Origin of the sequence: Acetobacterium sp. K1/6 (genome assembly GCF_034438075.1) — a bacterium.
Taxonomy (GTDB): Bacteria; Bacillota; Clostridia; order Eubacteriales; family Eubacteriaceae; genus Acetobacterium; species Acetobacterium carbinolicum.
Window position 1 is genome coordinate 190,766 of sequence record NZ_JAXQGA010000007.1, and the last position, 15,696, is coordinate 206,461.

The 15,696-nt window shown below is 44.3% G+C and carries 17 protein-coding genes and 1 tRNA gene; 8 read left to right on the plus strand and 10 right to left on the minus strand.

The annotated features are described in order from the left end of the window. Positions 1-92 precede the first annotated feature (92 nt). The 3 genes from U2P91_RS08550 (at position 93) to U2P91_RS08560 (ending at position 3,384) form a co-directional block, all read left to right on the plus strand. Positions 93-542: an NfeD family protein gene (locus U2P91_RS08550; protein ID WP_111889521.1), complete on the plus strand. Its 450-nt coding sequence runs from the start codon at positions 93-95 to the stop codon at positions 540-542. 14 nt (positions 543-556) lie between these two features. Then, positions 557-1,498: an SPFH domain-containing protein gene (locus U2P91_RS08555; RefSeq protein WP_111889522.1), complete on the plus strand. Its 942-nt coding sequence runs from the start codon at positions 557-559 to the stop codon at positions 1,496-1,498. 122 nt (positions 1,499-1,620) lie between these two features. Further along, positions 1,621-3,384 carry an ABC transporter ATP-binding protein gene (locus tag U2P91_RS08560; RefSeq protein ID WP_371414217.1) on the plus strand — a complete coding sequence of 588 codons (1,764 nt, stop codon included), beginning with the start codon at positions 1,621-1,623 and terminating at the stop codon, positions 3,382-3,384. Between the two features lie 189 nt (positions 3,385-3,573). Here the strand turns inward: U2P91_RS08560 and larE are convergent, their stop codons facing one another. Then, positions 3,574-4,383 carry an ATP-dependent sacrificial sulfur transferase LarE gene (gene larE, locus U2P91_RS08565; protein ID WP_111889524.1) on the minus strand — a complete coding sequence of 270 codons (810 nt, stop codon included), beginning with the start codon at positions 4,381-4,383 and terminating at the stop codon, positions 3,574-3,576. A 129-nt stretch (positions 4,384-4,512) separates the two neighbouring features. Here larE and U2P91_RS08570 point away from each other — a divergent pair, with 129 nt between their 5' ends. Further along, a complete protein-coding gene (locus U2P91_RS08570) occupies positions 4,513-5,247 on the plus strand; it encodes a glycoside hydrolase family 25 protein (RefSeq protein WP_111889525.1) in 735 nt (244 codons plus the stop codon). A 67-nt stretch (positions 5,248-5,314) separates the two neighbouring features. Here U2P91_RS08570 and U2P91_RS08575 read toward each other — a convergent pair whose 3' ends face one another. Continuing rightward, positions 5,315-5,701 (minus strand): desulfoferrodoxin family protein, encoded by a 387-nt coding sequence (locus U2P91_RS08575; protein ID WP_111889526.1) that lies wholly within the window; start codon positions 5,699-5,701, stop codon positions 5,315-5,317. Between the two features lie 166 nt (positions 5,702-5,867). Here U2P91_RS08575 and U2P91_RS08580 point away from each other — a divergent pair, with 166 nt between their 5' ends. Next, positions 5,868-6,485: an NUDIX hydrolase gene (locus tag U2P91_RS08580; RefSeq protein WP_111889527.1), complete on the plus strand. Its 618-nt coding sequence runs from the start codon at positions 5,868-5,870 to the stop codon at positions 6,483-6,485. Positions 6,486-6,554: 69 nt separating this feature from the next. Here the strand turns inward: U2P91_RS08580 and U2P91_RS08585 are convergent, their stop codons facing one another. After that, positions 6,555-7,268 carry a hypothetical protein gene (locus tag U2P91_RS08585; protein ID WP_322519440.1) on the minus strand — a complete coding sequence of 238 codons (714 nt, stop codon included), beginning with the start codon at positions 7,266-7,268 and terminating at the stop codon, positions 6,555-6,557. Positions 7,269-7,540: 272 nt separating this feature from the next. On the opposite strand from U2P91_RS08585, the gene U2P91_RS08590 reads away from it, so the two are divergent. Beyond that, on the plus strand, positions 7,541-8,275 hold the full coding sequence (locus tag U2P91_RS08590; RefSeq protein WP_322519441.1) for a gamma-glutamyl-gamma-aminobutyrate hydrolase family protein: 735 nt from the start codon (positions 7,541-7,543) through the stop codon (positions 8,273-8,275). 90 nt (positions 8,276-8,365) lie between these two features. Here U2P91_RS08590 and U2P91_RS08595 read toward each other — a convergent pair whose 3' ends face one another. Genes U2P91_RS08595 through U2P91_RS08620 form a run of 6 tightly spaced genes read right to left on the minus strand, consistent with a single transcriptional unit; the run spans position 8,366 to position 12,936 of the window. Further along, positions 8,366-9,448, minus strand: coding sequence for an ABC transporter substrate-binding protein (locus tag U2P91_RS08595; RefSeq protein ID WP_322519442.1), 1,083 nt, complete (start codon positions 9,446-9,448; stop codon positions 8,366-8,368). Positions 9,449-9,483: 35 nt separating this feature from the next. Continuing rightward, the gene (locus U2P91_RS08600) at positions 9,484-10,293 is read right to left on the minus strand and encodes an ABC transporter ATP-binding protein (protein WP_111889531.1); all 810 of its coding nucleotides are present in this window, start codon (positions 10,291-10,293) and stop codon (positions 9,484-9,486) included. Further along, positions 10,293-11,306 carry an iron ABC transporter permease gene (locus tag U2P91_RS08605; protein ID WP_322519443.1) on the minus strand — a complete coding sequence of 338 codons (1,014 nt, stop codon included), beginning with the start codon at positions 11,304-11,306 and terminating at the stop codon, positions 10,293-10,295. The genes U2P91_RS08600 and U2P91_RS08605 overlap by 1 nt, the downstream gene beginning before the upstream one ends. Then, the gene (locus U2P91_RS08610) at positions 11,307-11,990 is read right to left on the minus strand and encodes an Ig-like domain-containing protein (protein WP_322519444.1); all 684 of its coding nucleotides are present in this window, start codon (positions 11,988-11,990) and stop codon (positions 11,307-11,309) included. A gap of 9 nt (positions 11,991-11,999) precedes the next feature. Next, the gene (locus U2P91_RS08615) at positions 12,000-12,191 is read right to left on the minus strand and encodes a hypothetical protein (protein ID WP_111889534.1); all 192 of its coding nucleotides are present in this window, start codon (positions 12,189-12,191) and stop codon (positions 12,000-12,002) included. After that, positions 12,184-12,936, minus strand: coding sequence for a hypothetical protein (locus tag U2P91_RS08620; RefSeq protein WP_111889535.1), 753 nt, complete (start codon positions 12,934-12,936; stop codon positions 12,184-12,186). The genes U2P91_RS08615 and U2P91_RS08620 overlap by 8 nt, the downstream gene beginning before the upstream one ends. A 124-nt stretch (positions 12,937-13,060) precedes the next feature. Between U2P91_RS08620 and U2P91_RS08625 the strand changes: the two genes are divergently transcribed. Both U2P91_RS08625 and U2P91_RS08630 read left to right on the plus strand, forming a co-directional pair. Beyond that, positions 13,061-13,921, plus strand: coding sequence for a hypothetical protein (locus tag U2P91_RS08625; RefSeq protein ID WP_111889536.1), 861 nt, complete (start codon positions 13,061-13,063; stop codon positions 13,919-13,921). A 99-nt stretch (positions 13,922-14,020) separates the two neighbouring features. Beyond that, positions 14,021-14,097 (plus strand) — tRNA-Arg (locus tag U2P91_RS08630). Here U2P91_RS08630 and U2P91_RS08635 read toward each other — a convergent pair. After that, complete coding sequence (locus U2P91_RS08635; protein ID WP_111889537.1) at positions 14,085-15,578, minus strand: recombinase family protein; 1,494 nt, start codon at positions 15,576-15,578, stop codon at positions 14,085-14,087. The genes U2P91_RS08630 and U2P91_RS08635 overlap by 13 nt on opposite strands. Positions 15,579-15,696: the final 118 nt, after the last annotated feature.

The following is a 15,696-nucleotide window of genomic DNA, read 5'->3' on the forward strand; positions in this document are numbered from 1 at the left end:
AAAAAAATAAAAAAAATCGATTGTGTAACTCATGAGAAAAAAAACAACAAACTATGTTATAATAAAATTAAGTGAATGAGGGAGGTGAGCAGATGAATATCATTCTTGTCTGGTTGGTTTTATTTGTCGTTTTTCTGGTGGTTGAATTGGTTACTGCTGGCGCACTGGTTTCCATCTGGTTTTGTGTTGGTTCTCTGGTGGCAATGGCCGTCGCTTATTTAGGCGCACCATTTTGGGTACAGATGACGCTGTTCTTTCTGGTTTCTGTTGGATTATTATTGGGAACAAAACCTTTTTTGAAAAAACACATGGATCCCAAAACGATAACAACCAATGCTGATCGCATTCTCAAAGAACAGGGGATTGTTGAGGAAGAAATCAATAATCTTAAGGGACAGGGCGCCATCAAGGTTGATGGTAAGTCTTGGACTGCCAGAAATGTCGACGACGATACAGTCATTCCTGTTGGTGCAAAAGTGACTGTGGTAGGAATCGAAGGGGTTAAAGCCATGGTTAAATTGGTAGAAGAAGAAATAAAATAAAAGGAGGTAAGAAGATGATTGGATTAATTATTTTAGGCGTTTTATTTATCATTTTTGTTGTTGTAATTATTGTGAATGCGAAGATCGTTCCCCAGGCTAATGCCTATGTGGTGGAACGATTGGGCGCTTATCATGCCACCTGGGAGACCGGTTTTCATATCGCAATTCCGATTTTTGACCGGATTTCAAAAAGAATCAGTTTAAAAGAACGGGTCGCGGATTTCCCGCCCCAACCGGTTATTACCAAGGATAATGTTACGATGCAGATTGACACGGTAATTTATTTACAGGTTACCGATCCTAAATTCTATATGTATGGGGTGGACAATCCCATGAAAGCCATTGAAAATCTAACCGCCACCACTTTGCGTAACATCATTGGTGATATGGAGCTCGATGCAACACTGACATCCCGGGACGTGATTAATACCAAAATGCGGGTAATTCTCGATGAAGCCACCGATCCCTGGGGGATTAAAATCAACCGGGTAGAACTTAAAAACATCATGCCACCAGAAGCGATCCAGAATGCGATGGAACGGCAGATGAAGGCAGAGCGGGAACGTCGGGAAAAAATCCTCCAGGCAGAAGGCGAAAAAGCCAGTGCCATTCTGGTCGCTGAAGGCGAAAAATCAGCGGCAATTTTACAAGCGGAAGGCTTAAAAGCGGCTGCTATTCTTAGTGCCGAAGCGGATCGGGAAGCTCAGATCAGACGGGCAGAAGGTGAAGCAGAAGCCATTGTCAAGGTTCAGGAAGCGGTTGCCAATGGGGTCAAGATGTTAAATGATGCCAATCCGATTCAGTCAGTTATTGCCCTTAAGAGTTTATCTACCTTTGAAAAGGTAGCTGATGGCAAAGCCACTAAGATTATTATTCCCTCTGAAATTCAGGGCTTGGCGGGTCTGGCAACATCCCTTAGTGAAATCATGACAGATCAGAGCAAGGTCAGTCAGTAAGATCAGTTAATAAAAGAAATTTCAGTAAAAGACCATGAATGGGCAATTGGGAAACGTGAATCGTTTTTCAATTGCCCAAAGTTTTTAAGTGTAGCAATTAAGAAAGAAGGAATATTTTGCGAATCAGTAACACACAACTTATCAAACGTTTCATACCTTATTATCAAAAATACAAATGGATTCTGTTGTTGGATCTGTTTTGCGCTACCTTGACAACGGTATGCGATCTGGTTTTGCCCCTGATCGTACGGTTTATCACCAATACCGCCATCAATGATCTGGCCAGTCTGACGGTGGAAACAATCTTAAAACTGGGGCTGGTATATTTGGTACTGCGGCTTATCGATGGAGTGGCTAACTACTTTATGGCCGATGTGGGCCATGTCATGGGCGCCCGAATCGAAACGGATATGCGCCGGGATCTCTTTTCACATCTCCAGAAGTTGTCGTTTTCTTTTTATAGCGACACCAAAATCGGTCAGTTGATGTCGCGGATCACCACTGATCTTTTTGATGTGACGGAATTTGCCCATCATTGTCCCGAGGAGTTTTTTATTGCCGGTTTAAAAATTGGCGTTTCATTTGCCATTCTTGGCTCAGTTAATATCTGGTTGACAGTGATTATTTTTGCCGCCCTGCCGATCATGCTTTTAACGACCACCTATTTCAGGAATCGGATGCGGATTGCCTTTAAACGGTCGCGGGTTCAAACGGGTGAAATAAACGCTCAGGTGGAAGATAATCTTTTGGGAATCCGAGTTGTGAAATCTTTTGCCAACGAAAATATTGAAGAGATTAAGTTTGAGACAGGAAATAGTAAATTTCTTGAAATAAAAAAACAAACCTACCGTTATATGGCCGGTTTTCAGACCACCACCCGGCTCTTTGACGGACTGATGTATTTATTGGTGGTGGTTTTCGGAGGAATCTTTATGATCAATGGTGCCATTAATCCCGGCGATTATGTCGCCTATCTGATGTATGTCACCACCTTACTAACCTCCATCCGCCGGATTGTTGAATTCGCAGAACAGTTTCAGCGGGGAATGACCGGGTTTGAGCGGTTTATCGAAATTCTGGACGAACCTACCGAATATGAAAATCAGTCCAATGAAGTGGAACTGAAAAATGTTGTGGGCGATATTGTTTTTGAAGATGTGAGCTTTCAATACAACGATGGCGGCGATGCGGTACTTTCCCATATTGATGTAGCGGTTAAAGCTGGTGAAAACATTGCCATTGTGGGACCTTCGGGCAGTGGCAAAACGACCATGTGCCATCTGATTCCCCGATTTTATAATGTCAGCTCCGGCCGAATTCTGATCGACGGTCAGGATATTCAAAGCCTGACCCTGCATTCCTTACGCACCCAGGTGGGGGTTGTCCAGCAGGATGTTTATCTTTTTTCGGGAACCGTTTATGAAAATATCAGTTATGGTCGCTCGGATGCCACCCGGGAAAGCGTGATTCAGGCGGCTAAACATGCCGGCGCCGATGCGTTTATAAAAAAGCTCCCCAAGGGTTATGATACCAATATCGGGGAGCGGGGAATTAAGCTTTCCGGTGGCCAGAAACAGCGGCTCAGTATTGCCCGGGTATTTTTGAAAAACCCGCCGATTCTGATTTTGGATGAGGCCACCTCGGCGCTGGATAATGAAAGCGAACGGATTGTTCAGGAATCTTTAAAAGAGCTGACCCGGGGCCGAACCACCTTTACGATTGCCCATCGGCTGACCACCATTAAAAATGCGGATTCGATTTTAGTCCTCACCGAAGATGGGATTGTTGAAAAAGGTTCCCATGAGGAACTGCTCCAGGAAGAAGGTGTCTACTATGACCTCTACCAGATGTACCGGGAGCTGGATGAATTAAACGAAGAGTTTTAGCTGTTAGCCGGATTTGGTTGTTGGATAAAGGTGGCAACCAGTTACCGTACCGACCAATGACCTAGGGGTCAGATCCTTGTTAATCTGTTGTTCGCTGCGGGATCGAACAGGTTATCACCATGTTCGCCCCGATGCGTACAACATGATGTAACAATTGTCGGTACTACGGTTGTTTTAACCTGAAATTATTCAACCGTTCATATTACCGCAGTTGTAGCCGGCCAGATCCAGGGTGATGGTTTTGAGGCCCAGTTTTTTTAGGGTGTCGATTAGGGACAGACGGTTTTTGATGATGACAACAAAATCGTCGGGGTCACACTCAATTTTTGCTGTATCACCCAAAAGCCGCAGCCGATATTGGCTTAAACCGAGGGATTTGAGAAAATCTTCCCCAGCTTCAATGGCCGCAAGGGCTTCCGGTGTGATCGGTGTATTAGTGGGGATTCGGGTGGCCAGGCAAGCCATAGCCGGTTTGGTGGCGGTAGGGAGATTGTAGTAGGTTGACAGATCCCGGATATCCTGTTTGGTCAGGCCGGATTCTTTTAAAGGGCTAAAGACACCCAGTTCTCCCAGGGCTTTAATGCCCGGCCGGTAATCCTTCATATCGTCCCAATTAGAGCCGTCCAGGAGGACTTCAAAGCCTCTAGCCTGGGCGGCATCTTTGATTTGGGTAAAAATAAATTTCTTGCAATGGTAACAGCGGTCAGCCGGATTTTTGACAAAATTTTCCAGCGAAAAAACATCTGCTTCAATCACCAGTGGCACCGCTCCGATGGCCTTTGCCAAAGCCTGGGACTCGGTAAATTCGGAACTGGGTAGCATGGCACCATTGACTGTGATGGGTAAAACAGCGTTCCCCAGTACGTCAACCGCTACCTGTAGCAATAGCGTGCTGTCTACACCGCCAGAAAAGGCAATGCTGACCTTGGGGAAGCGGGAAAGATTTTCTTTCAGGGTCGCCAGTTTTTCAGCAAGAACTGGGGATAATGGTTTATTCATAACGCTCTCCTTATATGCAGACGATCAGCCGGTAAATGGACTGTAACTATATTATAACTCCTTAAGAGACTTTCCTGCCAGTGATTATTTTGTTATAATGCTTCTATTAAGAGTTAAGGAGGAAAATCAATGACCAAAAGAAAAGCACTCTCATTGGTAGTCGGAATCGGGGTGTTAATCATCATCATTTTGATCATTTATGGCGTCACCAATACATTAAATCATACCAAAAGAGCGGATCATCTGGTTAAAGGGGTGGATTTATCGGCCTATCAGGGGGAGATCGACTGGGAACTGCTGGCTGCTCAGAATATTGATTTTGCTTTTATCAAGGCGACTGAAGGGGATGATTTTGTCGATTCTAAGTTTAAGACGAATTGGGAAGAGAGTCAGAAAACCCAACTCAAGGTCGGGGCCTATCATTTCTTGAATTATGACACCACTGGCAAAGTTCAGGCCAGAAATTTTATTGAGAATGTACCGGCTTCAAATAAAAACCTGCCACCGGTGATCGATTTGGAGCTATATGGGATCTATGAAGATAATGCCTTGCCTAAAGAGCAGGTTAAAGTCATTCTCGATGAACTAATAAAAGAACTGGAAGATTATTACGAGGTTAAGCCGATTCTCTACACCACCCAGCGGATTTTTAAAATGTATATCGGGACCGACTATAAAGACTATCCGATCTGGATTGTCGATTTGGATAATAGCTGGCCGGAAACGCTGCCAAACGGCGAAGAATTTACCTTCTGGCAATATAGCCATCGGGGTATGATGGACGGTTACGACGGGGATGAAACCTTCATTGACATGAATTTATATAATGGTACCTACGCAGAATTTATTAAAGAATTCTTTTAACACCACAAAAAGCTGCCATTGCGGCAGCTTTTTGTGGTGTTTGATTATTTTTTACAGTGTGTAATAATTATAGACTTGCTTTCCATAAACCATGAAGGTTACAATATTCATAAGCCGCAACAACCTTATCCCCTGGGGTTAATGCAAATTCAGCTTTTGGAGTGCCTGTTTCGGCCAGACATTTTCGTTGGCGGCCTTCTTTTGTTTCAAGAAAGATCCAGGCAATATGGTGTTCGGGAGTCATTGGATGAGGAACGCTTCCGATATCGACAGTCACAGTATTACCGCTTACAGTAATGACTGGAACATGTTTTTCTTGGGCGGCATCCGTCGTATTAGCAACAACTTCAGTCATGGGATCGCCACAACAGATCATTTCTACACCTGATTCATGAATCATACTCACAAAATTACCACAATGTTTACAGACAAAAAATTTTGGTTCTTTACACATAATAGACCTCCTAAGTCAATTTTAATCTTCACTTGTTATATTCCCAATAAATAAGGAAATAAACAGATAAGATTAATTCTCGATTATATTATAGCACAGGAGTCGGAAATGTGAAGACCTTACTTGTTAAAATTTGGAAGGAGAGAAGCGTAGCTTCGAGAAAAAAATGGAAAAACAATGGCTTGTATGGGCAAGAGAATTGCAATCAATCTCTCAATCAGGATTGACCTACTGCAAAAATGATTATGATCTGGTTCGTTATCGTGAGATCGAAAAGCTGTCTCAAGAAATCATCGAAAAACACACCGAGGTTTCCCATGAGGTGATCAAAGATTACTACGTTCGCGAAGAAGGGTATCTGACCCCCAAAGTGGATGTCCGCGGTGGGGTTATCGTGGAAAATAAAATTTTGCTGGTCCGGGAGAAGGTTGATGGTCGCTGGTCCCTGCCGGGGGGCTGGGCCGATGTCAATCGGACACCTCAGGAAAATGTCATTAAAGAAGCCTTTGAAGAAGCTGGTGTGCTGGTTAAACCAACCCGACTGGTGGGTTTGCTGGATCGCAGTAAGTGGGTCCAGGACACCTGTCCCTATACCATTTATAAGATCCTGATGCTTTGTGAATTACTGGATGGTGATTTTAAATGCAATGCTGAAACAATCGAGAGTGGCTTCTTTGCCATGGACCAGTTGCCGCCGTTGTCCCTGGGTCGAACCACCGAAGCGCAGCTGGCTCTCTTTTTTAAAGCGCACCAAAACACGGAATACTATCCAGTATATGATTAGATGAATAAGAGTAGATAAACGAATAAAAACCACAAAAATCCGTTGATCAACGGGTTTTTGTGGTTTTTATTAGACAACAAAAGTGGTCGGTACGTTGGTACAGGTAATGGGTGTGATAATCATCTTGGCAACCCCATTTTGTCCCTGAGCTTGTAGAGTTTCTTCTTTCGATCGGTTGATCGGGAGAGCACCGGCGATCATTTTGCCCTCTTCTGAGGCCGGGAAAAAATTACCATTTTTGTTTAGAAAAGTCGCATAAACCCGGAATTGAGTCGCCCCGTCGGCGTCGACAAAGGTATAAAAACCATCTTGACCTTCCACCGGGGTATAAAAAGCAAAGGGCAGTTCTCCGTTATAAGCAGTGGTAATACCGTTGGCCTTATCCACGGTAGTCAGGTAAGAACTGCCGTCTTTTAAGGACAGATGAACGTTTTGTTCATCGACTTGATAATTGACCTGATAAAAACCTTCGCCCATCAGGTGAGACTCACCATCGGCAATGGATTCTTTTTTTCCATAAGCATAGTAAACCGGTTCCCCGGCGGTATTGGTAAAACCAAAAATACCAAACTGGACAGTGGTGGTGGCACCATTGGGATCATCAGGAATAGGATTGGTGATGCTTACGATCGAATCAAGGTTCAACCCATTGGGTATGGTTGCTTTTGTTGGAAGGGTCATTAAAGTAATGTAGGTAGTGCCCCCATCGTCTTTATCGCAACCGGCGAATAGTAAGACAATCAGGGACATAATTAGGATAATCAAGAATCTTTTTTTTGGCATGCCGTCGCTCCTATTTCAAAGTTAAGTATATTTTATAACACTTTTTAGTCAATAGCAACCACGCTTTGGTCACAATTATGTCCAAGAATCAAACTTTGCTTGTGATTAGGATGCTTTTCGTTTAAAATAATATCCATGACTACGGTTATTGATAAGCTTGTGTACTATCAATGACTTAAGGGTTAGACCCTTGTTAGTCGATTGAGGTCATCAGGAGTATCTTTTCTAGAATCAGGATTTGAGCCAGACATAAGAAATGAGGAAACTAAAAAATGGGTGTAGATAAAAAACCCCTAATCGGGATTTTACCGTTATATGACAGTAGTAAACAAAGTATTTGGATGTTCCCGGGATATACCGATGGCATTACTAAGGCCGGGGGAATTCCGGTGATCCTTTCAATTTTGAACAGTAACGAAGATATTGAAGCCATCGCCGACCGATTGGATGGGTTTGTCTTCAGTGGTGGGCAGGATGTGGACCCTCAGTATTACGGGGAACCCCTACTTAGATATAGCAATGAAATCTATCCTCCCCGAGATCAGTTGGAATTGCAGCTATTACGGGCGGTAATGGATCGGGACAAGCCAATCTTTGGGGTTTGCCGGGGACTCCAATTAATTAACGTTGCTTTGGGAGGAAGCCTCTATCAGGATATCGATGTGCAGGTGAAAAGGGAATTCCAAATTCAGCATTTTCAACAAAACAATTATGAACATCCCGTTCATAGTGTGAAACTGAAGAAAGAATCCCGACTATTTGAGATCTATGAGACTGAAACGATCCGGGTTAACAGCATGCATCATCAGGGGATTGCCAGGTTGGCTTTTGACCTCCAGGCGACCGCCATTAGTGAAGATGGTCTGGTCGAAGCGGTGGAGATCGGGGATCTCACCTTCGGCCTGGCAGTGCAATGGCATCCTGAATTTTTATGGCAGCAGGATGAAAAAACATTGAGCATGCTAAAAGCCTTTGTAGATGCCGCAAAGAATGAAATGAAAGAATAAAAAAACAATGATTGTTTGACTATTCTCAGGGTTCTGCTGTTGGCTTTTGAGAAGATCATCAATCATTGTTATTGAAATAGCGGTTGAACTTTATTTAGCCAGTCGCATCCCTTCCCCGGATAAGATGGCAGCGACGTCAGCATTAGTCAGATCGAGTTCAAACCATTGTTTATAGTAGTCTTTGACGGTATGGGTTAGATCCACATCGCTGAAAAGATCGGGATAAAAAGTTTTGGCGATAAACAAGGTAGCCATATGGGGTTCTATCGAACCGGGATGGCCCCAACGGGTGACGCCCACCGGTAGAGTGGTGACTCTTTGCTCGGCTACCGCTTTTAATCCGGACCATTTGGGATCGGTGAGCATGTAGTTGGTGGCATTGATGTCATTGGCAATGATAGCATCGGGATTCCAGCTGTAGATCTGCTCTAGGGTAGTCATGGTTTTTTCGGCATCGGTGATTAGGCTGCCGCCCTGGGTTGAGACATTGATGATACCAGCGGCATCGGTGATCTGGCTACAGAGATCACCGTCCAGATCAGTTCGGGCAGCCTCGTTAACAGCGTGGTAAACCCGGGGTCGAGTGGAATCCGGCAGACCGCTGACGCGCTGAGAAACCAGTGTCAGGGTTTGCTGGAGAGTGGCATTATAGCTGGCGGCCCGCTCGTCCTGATTAAAAACCTGACCGGTTACGGTAATCGCTTTTTGAAGGCCATCCAGACTGGCATAATCGATGACGACCCAGGGAATCCCGGCCTTGCTGAGTTTTTCGATTTCTCCGGCATTATCAGCAGTGCTTTGGCGCAGCAGCACCAGATCGGTGTTGGTAGCCAGCAATTCTTCTATATTGATGGCGCCGTCGTTAAAAGGTACCGACACCGAGACGATGTCGGGTCGTTTATAGGTCATCAGCACATCCCGCTTAATTCCATTGGGAATCCCGACAATCTTGTCTTCCTGACCGAGCATCGCCATGATATGGGCAGTGGAGGCATAAAGACAGGCTACCCGCTGGGGATCAGCCGGGATTACCACCTCCCGATTCAGACAATCCACAATCGTTTTTGTTGGAACTGCTGTGGTTGAATTAGGGGTCTGGCAGCCGGTCAGGAGGGTTATCAGCAGTCCGATCATCAGCAGATAACTGAGAAGGGAACTTGTTTTTTTGTGCATAAAGACATCCTTTCTTAAAGAATATTATAAGCCAGTCAGCGGATGTTTTTTAGTGGTACGATAAATTTCCGCTGAATTCCTTCTTCATTGGTAGTCCCGGTCGTGGAGATGATTTTAAAGACGTTTTTGAGGTTGTTTTTAGTAATCACCTCGGAAGGGCTACCGATGGCTTCGATTTTACCCAGATTCATCAGGGCTACCCGGGTGGGTACCCCGGCATTTTCAAGATAAAAGGCCTGGTTGAGAAAATGGGTCGCCATCACAATGGTTAGCCCCTTTTCTTTGACCAGCCAGGTGATAATTTCCATTACCACTAACTCATGGCGAAAATCCAGATGGGCGGTAGGTTCGTCTAGTACCATGATTCTGGCGTTCTGGGTCAAGGCCCGGGCAATTAGCACCAGTTGTAGTTCGCCGCCGCTGAGCTCGGTATAAAGACGTTCTTCAAAACCTTTTAAACCTACTTGCTCAAGGCTTTTCAGAGCCTGTTGTCGCTGGCTGGAGTCCGGCGAACCAAAGCCTTGAGTGGCATAGGTCCGGCCCATCACTACAATATCCAGTACGGTGTAGGGAAAGGTTTTGGTGTGACTTTGGGGAACATAGGCAATGTGCTGGGCAAATTCCCGGGGCTTTAGCTTTGCAAGATGGATGCCGCCGACTTCAATCGTTCCCTGTTGGGGTGGGTTGATACCCAGGATGCTGTCAATCAGGGTGGTTTTGCCGCAGCCGTTGGGGCCGATAATGCAAAAGACTTCACCAGGTTGGACGGCAAAACTGATGTTTTCAAAAATCAAACGGTGGGGATCGTAACCAAAACTTAGGTTATTTAAACGTAACAAAGTCATTACCAGCTCCTTCCTTTGGTTTTTTTAAGGAGATAAATAAAAAATGGACCGCCAATTAGGGCGGTTACAATCCCTAAGGGGATCTCACCACCCGTGATACTGCGGCAGAGGGTGTCGCAGAAAATAACAAAACAAGCCCCCAGGGACATACTGGCCGGAACTAGCCACTTGTTGTCATTGCCCACTAACATTCGGCCCACATGGGGGATGATTAGTCCGATCCAGCCGACGATTCCGCTGATACAGACGGCTCCGGCAGTGGCCAAGGTGGCCAAGCCGATGATGGTGGCCTTATTGGCCCTCACGTTGATCCCCAGGGTGCGGGCTTCCCGATCACCCATGGAGAGCACATTGAGACGGTAACGCATGGTTAGGATTCCAGCCATGCCCAGAACCATGGGGATTAGGGCCAGGAAGACATCAGCAGTTTTGGTTGATGCTAGACTGCCCATCAGCCAGAAGGTAATAGCCGGAAGTTGGGTGGCGGTATCAGCCAGGTATTTAAGTAATGAAATCAGGGCCGAAAAAATTGACTGGATAATGGTACCGCCCAACACCAGGGTGATGGTGGTGGAAGTGTTGTCGATTTTGCCGGCAAAATAACTGAGAATCACTGCTAGAATCCCGAAGATAAAGGCAAACAAAGGGGTCAGAAAAACGGTATTGAATAAAACAATGGCCAGGGCGGCCCCGAAGCCAGCTCCAGCGGAAACCCCCAGGATGCCACTGGAAACTAATGGGTTGCGGAAGAGACTCTGAAAAGCGGCACCGCTGGCGCCCAGAGCCGCACCTACCATGGCTCCCTGAAAAGCTCGGGGGAAACGGATCTGCAGGATCACCGTGGTGGTTTCGGTACTTATCCCGCTGCTGTTGCCGGTGAGCCCCTGCCACAGAGTCAGAAAGATATCCGTTAAAGAAACGTAATAGCGTCCAATACAGATGGTTCCAAAGAAAAAGAGGACGGGAAGCATCATTAGAATGATGGTGACAATCGTCTTTTTTTGTGGTGACATTCAGGCTTTTTTTCGTTTGACAACGACTACCCCAACAACAACCACAATGACCATCAGTCCGATGATGACCCAGATGGTGTTCACGCCGGAGCTGCTATTGGTGTTTTGATTGGCGATTTCTGCAGTTCCAACGGTGGTAAAGGTTAATTCCAAGGGTTCAGCCAGAACAACCCCACTTTTGGAGCTCAGGGTTTTATCAACCTTAATGGTGTAAACCGTATCTTCCAGTAGCGGTTCACTAGGAACGATGTCAATGAAATTACGTAGATCTGGCTCTAGTTGGTCATCAGCCATGGTGATTTCGGTTTTGACTAGTTGATCCCCGGCCCAAAGGGTAACGGCTTTGAGATTGGCGTCCCGAACTGTGGCATAAGCGACGTTTTTGCTGAACTCCAGTTTGATTGGGGTATCCACAGCGATATCTGAAGCCCCAGCGGCAGGGATGGTGGTGACAATGGTCAGGGGTTTATCACTGCCACCACCAATCCCATCACCGCTACCTGGTGCTGTGGTAGTCTCGGTAGTTGTTTCAGTAGTAGGCCCGCTACCACCACCGGATCCATCGCCGCTACCGCCGCCGGAACCGTCACCGTTGCCTGCCATAACGGCACCACAGTAGCCAAAGGTCAGCAAGCTAACCAGCAATAAGGACAGAATTATTTTTGAAAAATTTGAGTGTTTCATTTTTTCCTCCTAAGAATTAAATAAAGATTTCATACAACGGATTCCCGACCCCACAAAGCGTCGGTAGCGGCAATTATAACAGGAAACGGATTCTTCAGCCAACCATTCTTCTTCCACGTCGGGCTTAAATTCGGGGCAGCTTAGTGCGATGGATTGACCTTTTTCCCAGGCTTCTGAGGAAAGTTGTTGCTGATCAGACATAGAAATGATCTCCCAGTTTGCGGATTTCAGCTTTAGGCAAGGTGGCATACTGATGATTTTCATCTTTTTTGACAAATAGTACATACTCGTTTTGGTAGAGCACTGTTTTGGAGCGATTGTACATGTTGATCGGAGTCGTGTCGGCCAGAGGCTCTTTGGTGGTGAGGTTTATCACCTGATTGACTTCCGGAAGCTTTTTTAAGTCGGCAACCGAATAGGTCTGGTTGAGCATAACGCTTTTCAGGGCTCCTTTTATTTCACCATCGTAGCCAAATAATCGCAGGCCCACGCCAGCCAGGGCTCCGATAATACCCTGGCCAGTGCCGCCATGTTCAGACAGATGGAGCTGGTTGTCTTGAACACAGACCATGGCGTCATCTTTGGTCAGAATTTTTTTCTTGGCATTGATGCCAAATTCCATCAGCTCATCATAATGGCAGCTTTCATCATAAGCCAGCACGCAAAGACCGGGGTCTGAGCCGACCGCGGCAACGGTATCAAGATGATTGGCGGCCAGGTTGATGATGGCAGTCAGAGCATCCTTTGGAGCTTCACAGAAAAAACACATCGAGCTGTTATGTGAGGTGTAGGGGATATCTTCGTGAATAAAAAGCTGATGTCGGGTCACCAGGGAACAGGGGCCATAACCCTGGTGGATGATTTTTTCCTGAATTTGCTCAGCGATGGTTCCGGTTCCAATGGAATCCAGGTTGTCGGTGTCATCAATGCAAAGGTAAAATTTCATAAGTGAAAACTCCTTGGTTTAATTTACTGAATATAGTCATTATAAGTGAAGTGATTGTAATTGTAAACTGATTAAGAATGATGGTATAATAATAAAATCATGATTAAGATGAAAGAGAAAACTGATGACAAAATCGAATAAAAAAAAGTGGGTACTTGGCCATCTCAAAGATTTTTGGGAAGAAGCCAGAGAAAATAAAATAAAGGCCTTTGTTTATATTGCTTTGCGGATTCTGGTGGTGATTGTTTTAATTGCCGAGATATTCAATCGGAATTATAATAATGTGTTTCTCTGTGTGCTGACTCTGATACTCTTTATGATTCCGGACTTTCTCGATAAACGGATGAATATTGTTTTGCCAGGGACGCTGGAGATCATCGTGCTCTTGTTTATCTTTGGCGCGGAGATCTTGGGTGAAATTAATGAATATTACCTGATTTTTGACCGCTGGGATGATATGCTCCATACGATCAACGGGTTTCTCTGTGCGGCTATCGGTTTCTCAATGATTGATATCCTCAATCGCAATGAAAAAGTAACCTTTTCGCTGTCACCAGCATTTGTGGCCCTGGTGGCCTTTTGTTTTTCGATGACGGTGGGGGTAGTGTGGGAGTTTTTTGAGTTTGGAATGGATATTTTTTTTCAAACTGATATGCAAAAGGATACAATTTTGCCGGTAATCAGTTCGGTACTTTTTAACCCTGATGGCAAAAACGTAGCGGTAGTGATGCCTATCAAATCCATGGTAGTTAATGGGGTGCCCTGGCATTATGGCGGATACATCGATATCGGTTTGTACGATACGATGAATGATCTTTTGGTCAACTTTATCGGGGCAGTGTCCTTTTCAATCATCGGTTATTTTTATATTAAGAATCGCAGTAAGGGGAAATTTGCTAAACGATTTATACCCCGTCGCAAAACCGAAGCGGAGATTTTAGAGGAACGGGAAAACAACAAAAAAAAGCATAATCACGATTTGTGAAAAATAACACAAAATTATCAAAAAAAGACTTTTAATATGAATCTCAATGTGCTATAATAACGTTCGTGGCCAACGGAAGTATCCTAGGTCACGATATGCGTGCCCTTGGCTCAGCTGGATAGAGCGTTCGGCTACGAACCGGAAGGTCGGGGGTTCGAATCCCTCAGGGCACGCCATTTATATGTACGACAAGATCAATTTCTATTTCACCATCTTCCAGGATGGTGATTTTTTTTACGTACTTTTGGAAACATTCCTTCAATTTGTTTTCATCCATCGTTCTGATATTGTCCATACCAATTATCATTTTGATATCTTCAAGTGATGGAATCATATTTTCCATATTTTCTTCATAATTTCGAATCTCACGTTCAAGATTGTTTCTTTTGGCTTCAAACTGAGTCAAACGTTCTTTCATTGTTTCGTGATACATCCCATCAACAACAGCATCAACAATTCGAGCAATTTGAATATTTGTTTTTTCTAGTTCGGATTTTAGACCAGAAAGTCTTTTTAGTTGATGGTCGTTTTGAGTTATGGCGTAGTTTTGAATATATTTGGCAGTAGCTTCCAGGCCATTTTCTGAGAATAATCGTTTTTCAAGTTCGTTAACAACGGCTGTTTCAAGTAATTCTTTGGAAACAGATTTAGCGTCACATTCACCCTTATTATGTTTGTTGCTACAAACGTAATAGAAATTATGGTATGATCGTGAACTCCGATGATGGCCGCAATAAGCTGATCCGCACTTACCACAGGTGATAAGGCCGGATAGGGGATAGACATATTTTGCTTTGTATGAAGCTGTTTTTCGTTTGTTACTACTCATTCTTTCACGTACTTCCTGCCATTGACTATCTTCAATAATAGCTGGGATGCCTCCCTTAATTCTAATTATTTCGCTTTCGTCCTTAACACTCCGTCTATTTGCGCCATAGAGCCTTCTATTGGCGACTTTATTATAGGTATAGAAACCAATGTACTTATCATTATTTAAGACTTCATATAGCGAATTTTTACCAAAAGGTTTATTGCGTTTAGTTAATCTGCCAGCAGTATTAAGTTTCTCAGATATTTCACTATATCCGGAATTACGAAGGTAAAGATCAAAAATCATTCTTACAGTGTCAGCTTCATAATCATTGATTATGTATTTTTTTGTTTGAGGGTCGACATCATAGCCCAAAGGGGGGATTCCACCGTTATGCTGGCATTTTAAGGCGTTTTCTTTCAATCCCTTGAAGGTTTCTCTTGCCAGATTTTTACTGTAGTATTCGGCCATGCCTTCCAGAACTGATTCCAGAATGATGCTTTCGGGACTATCATCCAATCGTTCCAGGACAGAAAAGAGTTTAACACCAGCTTTTTTTAAACGACGCTTATACAAAGCGCTGTCGTAACGATCCCTCGAAAAGCGATCCAGCTTATGAACAACGATTGCATCAAATTGATTCATTTCAGCATCATCGATCATTTCAAGGAATCCTGGTCTTTCGTCGGATAAGCCGGATCTGATTTCATCGGTGTATATATTGATGATTTGATAGTTTTCTTTTTTGCAGTATTCTCTGATGGCTCTGAGTTGTGCATCAATGCTTTCAGTTCGCTGATTATCTGATGAGAATCGGGCATAAGCGACAATTTTTAAATTTGGCATGGAGAAAATCCTTTCTACATTGAAGGTAAAATGCTAAATAATATAATGTCCACAAATAGTTGGACACAAAATCCAGAAAATAAGATAAACTATACACATGAGTAGAAAACGACGAACC

Coding starts and splice junctions, on each gene's coding strand:
- U2P91_RS08550 (WP_111889521.1), top strand. CDS start 93: ATGAATATCATTCTTGTCTGGTTGGTTTTATTTGTCGTTTTTCTGGTG.
- U2P91_RS08555 (WP_111889522.1), top strand. CDS start 557: ATGATTGGATTAATTATTTTAGGCGTTTTATTTATCATTTTTGTTGTT.
- larE (WP_111889524.1), bottom strand. CDS start 4,383: ATGAATAAACCATTATCCCCAGTTCTTGCTGAAAAACTGGCGACCCTG.
- U2P91_RS08570 (WP_111889525.1), top strand. CDS start 4,513: ATGACCAAAAGAAAAGCACTCTCATTGGTAGTCGGAATCGGGGTGTTA.
- U2P91_RS08575 (WP_111889526.1), bottom strand. CDS start 5,701: ATGTGTAAAGAACCAAAATTTTTTGTCTGTAAACATTGTGGTAATTTT.
- U2P91_RS08580 (WP_111889527.1), top strand. CDS start 5,868: ATGGAAAAACAATGGCTTGTATGGGCAAGAGAATTGCAATCAATCTCT.
- U2P91_RS08585 (WP_322519440.1), bottom strand. CDS start 7,268: ATGCCAAAAAAAAGATTCTTGATTATCCTAATTATGTCCCTGATTGTC.
- U2P91_RS08590 (WP_322519441.1), top strand. CDS start 7,541: ATGGGTGTAGATAAAAAACCCCTAATCGGGATTTTACCGTTATATGAC.
- U2P91_RS08595 (WP_322519442.1), bottom strand. CDS start 9,448: ATGCACAAAAAAACAAGTTCCCTTCTCAGTTATCTGCTGATGATCGGA.
- U2P91_RS08600 (WP_111889531.1), bottom strand. CDS start 10,293: ATGACTTTGTTACGTTTAAATAACCTAAGTTTTGGTTACGATCCCCAC.
- U2P91_RS08605 (WP_322519443.1), bottom strand. CDS start 11,306: ATGTCACCACAAAAAAAGACGATTGTCACCATCATTCTAATGATGCTT.
- U2P91_RS08610 (WP_322519444.1), bottom strand. CDS start 11,990: ATGAAACACTCAAATTTTTCAAAAATAATTCTGTCCTTATTGCTGGTT.
- U2P91_RS08615 (WP_111889534.1), bottom strand. CDS start 12,191: ATGTCTGATCAGCAACAACTTTCCTCAGAAGCCTGGGAAAAAGGTCAA.
- U2P91_RS08620 (WP_111889535.1), bottom strand. CDS start 12,936: ATGAAATTTTACCTTTGCATTGATGACACCGACAACCTGGATTCCATT.
- U2P91_RS08625 (WP_111889536.1), top strand. CDS start 13,061: ATGACAAAATCGAATAAAAAAAAGTGGGTACTTGGCCATCTCAAAGAT.
- U2P91_RS08635 (WP_111889537.1), bottom strand. CDS start 15,578: ATGCCAAATTTAAAAATTGTCGCTTATGCCCGATTCTCATCAGATAAT.